A 9501-nucleotide genomic window follows, 5' to 3' on the forward strand; every position below is an offset into this window, starting at 1 on the left:
GCGGCGGCGTTGGCGATCGCGCGGATGTGTTGGCGGAGCTAATTCGCCGGGATGCACAGGGCGTTATCGTCGCCGGTATTACCGATAAACCCGCCACCGATGCAGCATTTGCTGCCGGCGTTGGCGCAATCTTAACACTGACCGTTGGCGCGTCGCTCGATCCAGCCGGTGGCAAAGTGCAGGCCGAATTTGTGGTGAAGCATCTTAGCGATGATCCGCGTTCGCTGGCGAAACAGGCGCTGCTGCAAACCGGCGGCATTACGTTGGTGGTCGCCGATCGTCGCCGTCCATATCACAACCTGGCGGATTTCGCCCTGCTCGGCCTCGATCCTGCCACCGCTAAAATTGTGGTGGTGAAGTCGGGTTATCTGTCGCCGGAACTGGCTCCGCTGGCTAATCCAAACCTGATGGCGCTGTCGGAAGGCGTGGTCGATCAATATGTGGAACGCCTAACCCGCAAACGCAAATTGCAGCCCGCCTATCCGTTTGATAGGGATTTCAGCTTCCTACCGGTGAGCAGTTTGTCTGCACGCTTTGTGAAAGCAAAATGAATATGTCAGCCTCAGCAGTCGCACCGGTGCTGCGCATCGAAAATCTGACCGTCGCCTTCCGCGTCGACGATCAATGGCGCGAAGTGGTGAAAAACCTGTCCTTAACCGTTAACGCCGGTGAAACGCTGGCGATTGTGGGTGAATCCGGTTCGGGGAAAAGCGTTACCTCAATGGCGATCATGCGCTTACTCAACATGCGCCACGCGCGCGTCAGCGGCAAAGTGTTGCTGAACGGCGTTGATCTGCTGACGCTGAGCGAATCCGCCATGCGTGATATTCGCGGCAATGCGGTGGCGATGATTTTTCAGGAACCGATGACTAGCCTGAATCCGTCGTTCACCATCGGCAATCAAATTGCTGAGGCGTTGATCAATCACCGCAAAATCAGCAAACGCGCCGCGCGTGAAGAGACCATTCGACTGCTGGAGAAAGTGCGCATTCCCAATGCGGCGAAACGCTTTAATGATTATCCGCACCATTTTTCCGGCGGCATGCGCCAGCGCGTGATGATAGCGATGGCGCTGGCGCTGCGTCCCAAACTGCTGATTGCCGATGAACCGACCACCGCACTGGACGTCACCATTCAGGGGCAAATTCTTGACCTGATTAAGACCTTGCAGGAAGAGGAAGGCACGGCAGTGCTGTTTATTACCCACGATATGGGCGTGGTAGCGGAAGTGTCAGATCGCACGCTGGTGATGTATCAAGGTGATGTGATGGAAACCGGCACCACTGCCGCGATCTTCTCCGCGCCCGCCGCCGATTACACCCGCACGCTGATTGCCACCGTGCCGCAGCTTGGCGCAATGCGCGGCATTGCTGGGCCGCGTAAGTTTTCCTTTGATGAGCACGACGCGCCTGATGCCAGTCGCGTGCCGACATCGCAGCAGCCGCTGCTATCGGTGAAGAATCTCAGCACCCGCTTCAGCATCCACGAAGGCGTGTTCAGCCGCAAAACCGGCGCGGTACATGCGGTGGAAAACATCTCGTTCGATTTGATGCCGGGTGAAACTTTGTCGCTGGTCGGCGAATCCGGTTGCGGGAAATCCACCACCGGACGTTCGCTGACGCGCCTGGTTACGCCCGACGCGGGCGAGGTGGCCTTTGATGGTTACGACGTGCTGAATCTCTCAACTCACGAACTGCGCACCTTGCGCCGCGCCATGCAGATGATTTTTCAGGATCCGTTTGCCAGCCTTAATCCGCGCATGTCGGTGCTGGAAGCGCTCACCGAACCTTTTCTTCAACACCGTTTAGGCAGCAAAGCCGAGGCGCGTGCGAAAGCCGCTTCACTGATGGAGCGCGTCGGATTATCCGCCAGCATGATGAAACGCTATCCGCATGAGTTTTCCGGCGGCCAGCGCCAGCGTATCTGCATCGCCCGTGCGTTGATGCTCGATCCGAAAATGATCATCGCCGATGAATCGGTGTCGGCGCTGGATGTCACGGTAAAAGCGCAAATCATCAATCTGCTGCTCGACCTGCAGCAGAGCCTCGGCTTGTCATATCTGTTTATTTCACACGATATGGCGGTGGTCGAGCGCATCAGCCATCGCGTGGCGGTGATGCTGCTCGGTGAGATCGTCGAGATCGGCCCGCGCGCGGCAATTTTTGAAAATCCGCAGCATGATTACACGCGCAAACTTTTGTCGTCGGTGCCGGTGCTCGATCCGGCGCGCCGCCATGTGAAGCGCCAGATTGACATCAGCGAACTGAAAAGCCCGGTACGTGCGCTGGGATTTGTGCCTGAAGCGCGGCGTTATCGCGAAGTGAGTGACGGGCATTGGGTGATGGAATAAACGCTTTTGTAGGGTGCGCATTCATGCGCACCTGGTAGAAGGTCGCCATGAATGGCGACCCTACGCGCTTACAACTCAAACATTTTCCCGCCGCTAAAACTCCAGTCCTCGGGCTGGGTTTGCTGAATAATGATCATCAAATCATGGGGATCAAGATTAAGCCGCTGCTGCAGCCGTTCACTCAATATCCTATAGGTTGCCCGCTTCTGTTCCGCGCTGCGCGGTTTACCTGCCACGATATTCATCAACACATAGCGATCGCTGCGACCGCCGCTGAGATGGTGGCGTTCATAAATAAAACGCGGCGCCGCCAGCGATTCAATTACCTGGAAACGATCGTCGGGCGGTACGTTGAACTCGGCGACCAGCACCTCATGCAACGTGTCCGATAAGATTTGCAGATCGGCATCGCTCCAACCGTCGCGCACGGTGATTCGGGTCAATGGCATCAGTTGTTCTCCTGTTGCAGCAAAGCCAGTGCGGTGACCGCAGCGGGCCATCCGGCGTAGAACGCCTGATGAGTAAATAACTCCACCAGCTCTTCACAACTCAGTCCGTTCTGCTGCGCAAATTCAAGATGCCACGGCAGCTGCTGCTCGCGGCCCAGGGCGCTAAGTGTGGCGAGCGTGATCAAACTGCGCTCACGCGGTGACAGCACCGGGCGCTGCCAGATATCACCAAACAACACCTGCTGGGTTAACTCGGCCAACTTCGGTGCGACCTGCTGTAACGAATTGCAATCCAGTGACTTACTCATGATTTTCTCCGGCATTAAATAGGCAGCGATTGTGGCGCGCTGCTACAATCCTGAAAATCATATTATTCAGGACTCATAGTCCCGCTTTGAAGGATGGTCATGGAGAAGATTCCGGTCTCGCTTGATAGCGATGCGCTGCGCAGTTTTGTGTTGGGAATCGAGTGCGGCAGCTTCGCGCTGGCGGCGCAGCAGCTGTGCCGCTCGACGTCAGCGGTTAGCGCCCAGTTAAAAAAGCTGGAACAGCAATGCGGTATGGCGCTGGTGACCAAACGCGGTCGTCATCTGGCGCTCACGCCCGGCGGCGAAATCTTGCTGAGCTATGCGCGCCGTCTGCTCAGCCTGAATGATGAAGCCTGGCGCGCGGTGCGCGGCGAGTTGTTGCAGGGTGATGTGCGTATTGGCATGCAGGAAGATTTCGGTGAGTCGCTGATGCCCGGCATTCTTGGCCCATTTAGCCGCCAGCATCCGAGTGTGCGTATCAGCGCACGCGTCGATCGCAATCAGCCGTTGTTGCAGGCGATGGCCGAGCAAAGTCTCGATATGGCGCTACTTTGGCAAGGTGATAATTTACCCGCGCAAAGTGAGTTGCTAGGCCAGACGCCGCTGGCGTGGATCGGTGCGCAAGAGTTCGATATTCGCTGCTTGCTCGCGCGTGGTGAAGCTATACCGCTGGTGATGTTTGAAGCGCCATGCTTGATGCGTACACGTGCGCTGAACGTGCTGGAACAGGCTGGGCTCGACTGGCGTGTTGTGTTTACCAGCCACAGTTTGAGCGGCATCTGGGCAGCGGTGCGGGCTGGATTGGGTATTACCTTGCGCAGCAAGATCGGTTTACCTGCAGGATTGCATGCCCTGAACGCTCAACTGCCCGCCGTGGGAAGTATGGGTATCGCACTGTGGCAACATAATGCTAACGATGCCGCCCAGCAAATGCTGGCGCAGCTTACGCGACATGGGGTGGCGGGATATCTTCCGCTTATCAAACCGACATTAACGTGAAACTGGGATAAAGCGGAGAGGTGCGGCCCATTCCTGCTAGTTTCCGCCCGGCACGCTTCAGTTAAATCAAACCTTCCGCTGCTATTTTACAGCTAGAATGTTTCCCGCATTATTCTTTCATACACAACAGACAAAATACCGCTCGGCTATTAGGATGGTGAGTGTGGAAATATTGCCAGGCGTGTTCCGGTGAATAAAAAGATCCCATAAAAACACGATTATCGTAGGCCGGCGCCATACGACAGCTTTCACGGTGCAAGTCGCAGCAACCCTCGCTATCTTCCTGAGCAAAGACGTAAAAATCCGTTGTAGGTAATTTCATCCGCGACACCTCGTGGGCAGAGATAAATATTAATGAATAAAAATCTTTAAAATCGCCCGTTGCGGATACTATTTTTTAACTTTTTAGCAACCAGCTCACAGTGAGCTGAAATTAATTATAGCCTGCGAGAAACCTGCTGTCTTTAATAAAATAAAAAGAGATTATTTAACCAGAGCGAAATAAAATTGAAATTTAAATAATTATATTTCAATTCCCCCTTTGTCGTTACGCTTAACAGGGCCAACATTTACTGTTAATGGCCGTGATTATTTATGAATATCCACTAAGATTTATCTTAAAAAAAAGATCTCCATTTTCGATCATTTAAACTTAAGTAAACTTAAATTTAAACACCGGAGATAATACTATGTTCAGTTACACTATCCGTGTCGAATTAAAAGACCCCACCGCTGGCACGCAAATAGAACTGCTGTATGCGATGCTTGAGAATGGTTTTGCGCGCAGTTTAGTCTGTGAGAAAGGTTATGCGTATGTGTTACCCACCAATGAATACGTTTATGTAGGTAGCGAGAATATAAGGGGTTTAACTGACAGAGTTGTCACTTTGGTGAGTGAATTTAGCGAAAATCCTTCGGTGATGATTACCCAATCAACCGCGAGGTGCTGGTCAGGGCTGCGCGGCGTAAACCTCGCATGAAAGATAAGATAAACGCCCTCTCATGGCAAAGACGGCGTTTATCAATCTATTTAAACAAACTTAAAATTTAATTAATTAGCCCGGATAAATACCGCGATCTTTACGTGCCAGCAGAATACGCTCGCAGGCAACAATATAAGCAGCAGTACGCAATGAGCAGCGCTTTTCAGCGGCCTTATCCCAAACGTGCACCATCGCTTCTGTCATGATGCGGTCCATACGCTGGTTAATCTCATCTTCGCTCCAGAAGAAGCTCGCCATATCCTGTACCCATTCGAAGTAACTCACCGTTACCCCGCCTGCGTTACAGATTACGTCTGGCACCACCTGCACGCCGCGACTTGCCAGCATATCATCCGCATCGGGATACGTTGGGCCGTTAGCCCCTTCCAGCACTAATTTGGCGCTGATGATTTCTGCGCGCTCGCGGGTAATTTGCCCTTCCAGCGCAGCCGGGATCAGGATATCCATGGCGGTGGTCCAGAACTGTTCTCTGTCGATCTCACGCGCACCTGGGAAACCGGCAATCTGTTTATGTTCGATCTGCCACGCAGTCAGCGCCGCTAAATCGATGCCGCCTTCGTTGAGTAAGGTTGCGGTGTGATCCTGAATCACTACCACGCGCGCACCAGCTTCGGCGAATAGACGCGCCGCTTCGCTACCCACGTTACCAAAGCCCTGCAACGCCACGCGTGCGCCTTCAATGGTGATGTTGGAGCGTTTTGCCACTTCACGACCGGTAATAAATACGCCACGGCCCGTGGCTTTCTCACGGCCTAACGAGCCGCCAAGATGAATCGGTTTACCGGTGACAACGCCGGTAATGGTGGTGCCGTGGTTCATCGAGTAGGTATCCATCATCCAGGCCATGACTTTGCCATTGGTGCCGACGTCGGGCGCGGGAATATCTTTTTGCGGACCGATAATCAAGCCGATTTCACTGGTGTAGCGACGGGTTAAGCGCTCCAGTTCACCTTCAGACAGCGAGTGCGGATCGACGCGAATACCGCCTTTTGCGCCGCCATAAGGCAGGTTAACCGCCGCACATTTGATGGTCATCCAGGCTGACAGCGCCATCACTTCATTCAGGTCAACTGCAGGATGGTAACGTACGCCCCCTTTGCCCGGCCCGCGCGAAAGATTGTGCTGTACGCGATAGCCCTCAAAGTGGCGAATCGAGCCGTCATCCATCTGCACCGGGATGTCGACAATCAGTGCTCTTTTGGGATGACGCAGGGTTTCGATCCAGCGAGACAATTCACCAAGATGAGGCGCAACGCGGTCAATTTGGCTCAGGTAGGTAGTCCAGGGAGATGTACTGCTTTCAGAAGCGTAAGATAACTTTTCCATGAGAAGCCTGTAGGTTCAGAGTTATTTATATTGAAAAGACGTGGAAAGGTGATGCATTGCACTAGACGGAAAGTAATTTAACACCTTTTAAGAAAAGCGGGTTGCGTTGAATAAGGAGGATTTAACTTTTTAGATACAAAAATTCGTGAAAGAGTGAATAACTAAGCATTAAAAAAACCCCACATGTGGTGCATATCCATGCAGTTAATATTCACTAAATTGCATAAAATTGGATTTTATTCCTATTTTTCAGTTCTTTGATGGCTATCAAAAAGTGAATAAACTGTTATTTTTCCGCATTGACTTTGTTAACTCACACCACCACGATGAGTAAAACCTAGCCGGAAACCTCCATCATGAATTAGCGTTTTATTAATTTCGTTTTTCTTTCATCTATTTAAGCATGCCTCTTTAAGGTTCAACTCCTTATTTGCCATTGATGCTTGCGGGCAGGCATCGTCATGCGTCTTTTTGCCAGACTGAAGGAATCAGTGTGTCTAACAAACCTACACAAGAGCAGATTCAGCCTGCTCGGACTCACGACGCCTCGCAAAAACTGCAGCGAGGACTGAGCGAACGTCATATTCAGATGATCGCGCTGGGCGGATCGATCGGTACCGGGCTGTTTATGGGCGCGGGACGTAATATTGCGGTGGCCGGAACCTCGATATTAATCATCTATATTCTGGTCGGCTTCTTCAGCTATATGGTGATGCGGGCGATGGGCGAAGTGCTGCTTAGCCGGCTCGACTATCGCTCATTTGCCGATTTTGTTGGTGATTATCTTGGGCCGAAAGCCAGCTTCTTTCTGGGATGGTCGTACTGGCTAAGTTGGGTGGTGACCTGCATTGCGGATGTGGTGGTGTGTGGCGCGTACATGCAATATTGGTTCCCGGAAATGTCAGCGTGGATACCCGCGTTGTTCACCCTCGGCATTCTGTGTCTGTTTAACATGTTGTCGGTGAAGGCTTTTGGTGAAGCTGAATTCTGGTTTGCGCTGATCAAAGTGATTACCATCATCGCGCTGATTATCACCGGCGGATGGATGGTGTTTAGCGGCTGGACCTCGCCGGATGGCGTTAAAGCTTCAGTGCATAACCTCACCGATCCCGCCGTGTTTATGCCGCATGGCATCACCGGTTTTCTTGCTGGTTTCCAAATCGCGATTTTCTCTTACACCGGCATTGAGCTGCTCGGCACCATGACGGCAGAAACCCGCGATCCCGAGAAAATTCTGCCGCGCGCAATTAACTCTCTGCCGCTGCGGATTGTGATTTTCTACATGCTCTCGATGATGGTGATCATCGCGGTGACGTCATGGCAAGGCGTGTCGCCGGATACCAGCCCATTCGTGACGCTGTTTGCCAAAGCCGGATTGCCCGCGGCGGCGGCGATCATCAACTTCGTGGCGCTCACCTCGGCAATGTCTTCCGCCAACAGCGGCGTCTACTCCAGCACCCGCATGTTATATGGCTTGTCCGTCGAGAAGCATGCGCACTGGCAGTTCCGTATTTTGTCGCGCACCACACGTATTCCGCTGCGCAGCCTGCTGTTCTCCTGCTTCTGCATGCTAAGCGGCACCTTGCTGCTGTTCCTGGTGCCGAATGTGACAACGCTGTTCACCATCGTTTCAACGCTGGCCGCGATTCTGGTGATCTATTGTTGGGGCATGATTCTGGTCTCATATCTTGTATACCGCAGACAGCGTCCGGATCTGCATCAGAAATCCAAATTCAAGATGCCCGGCGGCAAAGTGACGGCCTGGGGAACACTGATGTTCTTCCTGTTCTCGGTGGTGATCATGATATTTGATCCCGACACGCTCGCTGCATTAGCTGCTTCACCGGCGTGGTTTATTGCGCTGTGGCTGTGTTGGAAGATGAAGGAGAAGCGGAAAACGGCAGTGAAGGTAGCGGCCTGATCGGGCCGTTACTTCATCAGCACCTGAAACTGCGGATTAAACTCGTCGAAAATCGGCAGCGCGGCGGCACCTAACGCGGCAGTATCGCTGCCGGTCATACCTACTTTAACGCGTGTTCCGGTGAGGTAGCGGCCGCGCACCGATTGATAGAGCGGCGGCAGGCGACGAATGATTTTATCCAGCAGCACCGCCGGCATCATGCCGCCGATGATCACGCTTTCAGCATCGAAGATGCACTCCAGCAGGTTAATCGCCTGACGCAGTGGCGTTAACACGGTATCGATCCATTTATCAAACAGCGCCGGATCGACTTCCAGCAAATCTTCCGGCAAGGCGGTCATCGGATCGAGCCCGCAAAACTCGTACGCCGCCTGCAATGAAACATAGCGTTCTAAACAACCATGATTACCGCAGTAACATTCGCGTCCGCCTGGTTCCACCACCACATGCCCGACTTCACCGGCGTTATGTGCATGGCCGCTATAGACGTGGCCATCCATGATGATGCCCGCGCCCAACCCGGTGCCGATGTAGAGATAGACAAACGAATTGAGCTGTCGCGCCACGCCATGAAAGCGTTCGCCAATTGCCGCCACGGTGGCATCGTTTTCCAGCGTTACCGGTACGCCGCTCATCGCAGCGAGTTTGGCTTCGATATCCACCTGTTCCCAGCCGTGCAGCGTGGTTGGCCCCATCGAAGAGATGCCCTCAACGCCAAACGGACCGGGCATCACCACGCCAATGCCCAGCACTTTCTGCCAGCGATCGCCCAGCTGCGTTTTGATCTCGCTGAGCACTTCGGCGATGCGCGCTAATGTGGCATCCGGTTGCGGCTTTTGTACCAGAATAAGGCGGCGGAAGTGAATTTCGCCGGTGAGATCCACCAGCACAATCAGCAGCGTTTGGTGATCAAGATGGATGCCGATCGAGAAGGCGCTGGCGGGATTGAGCGTCACCGGAATCGCCGGTTGACCGCGCCCTTGCTTGCGCGGCGCGCAGCTGGTAAGCAGTTCGGCCTGCTCCAGCTCCGCCACGATATTCGACACGGTTTGCGGCGTCAGCGCGGTAAGACGAGCCAGTTCGGCGCGGGTCAGTTCACCGTGCAGGCGAATGGCTTCAATGATTACACGGCGATTGTGCGCCC

General features: G+C 53.6%; 9 protein-coding genes. 5 read left to right on the top strand and 4 right to left on the bottom strand.

Annotation, left to right across the window (positions count from 1 at the left end):
- Positions 1-551: MlrC C-terminal domain-containing protein (locus RTM06_RS01100; protein WP_312179313.1), on the top strand; the 551-nt coding region annotated here is incomplete at its 5' end.
- A gap of 2 nt (positions 552-553) precedes the next feature.
- Complete coding sequence (locus RTM06_RS01105; protein ID WP_409455782.1) at positions 554-2350, top strand: dipeptide ABC transporter ATP-binding protein; 1797 nt, start codon at positions 554-556, stop codon at positions 2348-2350.
- A 68-nt stretch (positions 2351-2418) separates the two neighbouring features.
- Here the strand turns inward: RTM06_RS01105 and RTM06_RS01110 are convergent, their stop codons facing one another.
- Positions 2419-2799, bottom strand: a complete 381-nt coding sequence (locus tag RTM06_RS01110) for a tautomerase family protein (RefSeq protein ID WP_312179317.1) — start codon at positions 2797-2799, stop codon at positions 2419-2421.
- Positions 2799-3107, bottom strand: a complete 309-nt coding sequence (locus RTM06_RS01115) for a carboxymuconolactone decarboxylase family protein (RefSeq protein ID WP_312179319.1) — start codon at positions 3105-3107, stop codon at positions 2799-2801. The genes RTM06_RS01110 and RTM06_RS01115 overlap by 1 nt, the downstream gene beginning before the upstream one ends.
- A gap of 99 nt (positions 3108-3206) precedes the next feature.
- Here RTM06_RS01115 and RTM06_RS01120 point away from each other — a divergent pair, with 99 nt between their 5' ends.
- Both RTM06_RS01120 and RTM06_RS01125 read left to right on the top strand, forming a co-directional pair.
- On the top strand, positions 3207-4106 hold the full coding sequence (locus RTM06_RS01120) for a LysR substrate-binding domain-containing protein (RefSeq protein WP_312179321.1): 900 nt from the start codon (positions 3207-3209) through the stop codon (positions 4104-4106).
- A gap of 689 nt (positions 4107-4795) precedes the next feature.
- A complete protein-coding gene (locus RTM06_RS01125) occupies positions 4796-5086 on the top strand; it encodes a hypothetical protein (RefSeq protein WP_312179323.1) in 291 nt (96 codons plus the stop codon).
- Between the two features lie 75 nt (positions 5087-5161).
- Here the strand turns inward: RTM06_RS01125 and RTM06_RS01130 are convergent, their stop codons facing one another.
- A complete protein-coding gene (locus RTM06_RS01130; RefSeq protein WP_008108085.1) occupies positions 5162-6436 on the bottom strand; it encodes a Glu/Leu/Phe/Val family dehydrogenase in 1275 nt (424 codons plus the stop codon).
- Between the two features lie 493 nt (positions 6437-6929).
- Here RTM06_RS01130 and RTM06_RS01135 point away from each other — a divergent pair, with 493 nt between their 5' ends.
- Positions 6930-8357 carry an amino acid permease gene (locus RTM06_RS01135; RefSeq protein ID WP_312179328.1) on the top strand — a complete coding sequence of 476 codons (1428 nt, stop codon included), beginning with the start codon at positions 6930-6932 and terminating at the stop codon, positions 8355-8357.
- An 8-nt stretch (positions 8358-8365) separates the two neighbouring features.
- Here the strand turns inward: RTM06_RS01135 and RTM06_RS01140 are convergent.
- A partial coding sequence (locus RTM06_RS01140; protein WP_312179330.1) for an ROK family transcriptional regulator occupies positions 8366-9501 on the bottom strand: 1136 nt, incomplete at its 5' end.

Origin of the sequence: Pantoea sp. CTOTU46764 (assembly GCF_031974595.1) — a bacterium.
Taxonomy (GTDB): Bacteria; Pseudomonadota; Gammaproteobacteria; order Enterobacterales; family Enterobacteriaceae; genus Pantoea; species Pantoea trifolii.

What these genes read in the sequence shown, in the direction of transcription:
- RTM06_RS01105 (WP_409455782.1), top strand. Translation starts at nt 554, where the DNA reads ATGTCAGCCTCAGCAGTCGCACCGGTGCTGCGCATCGAAAATCTGACC.
- RTM06_RS01120 (WP_312179321.1), top strand. Translation starts at nt 3,207, where the DNA reads ATGGAGAAGATTCCGGTCTCGCTTGATAGCGATGCGCTGCGCAGTTTT.
- RTM06_RS01125 (WP_312179323.1), top strand. Translation starts at nt 4,796, where the DNA reads ATGTTCAGTTACACTATCCGTGTCGAATTAAAAGACCCCACCGCTGGC.
- RTM06_RS01110 (WP_312179317.1), bottom strand. Translation starts at nt 2,799, where the DNA reads ATGCCATTGACCCGAATCACCGTGCGCGACGGTTGGAGCGATGCCGAT.
- RTM06_RS01130 (WP_008108085.1), bottom strand. Translation starts at nt 6,436, where the DNA reads ATGGAAAAGTTATCTTACGCTTCTGAAAGCAGTACATCTCCCTGGACT.
- RTM06_RS01115 (WP_312179319.1), bottom strand. Translation starts at nt 3,107, where the DNA reads ATGAGTAAGTCACTGGATTGCAATTCGTTACAGCAGGTCGCACCGAAG.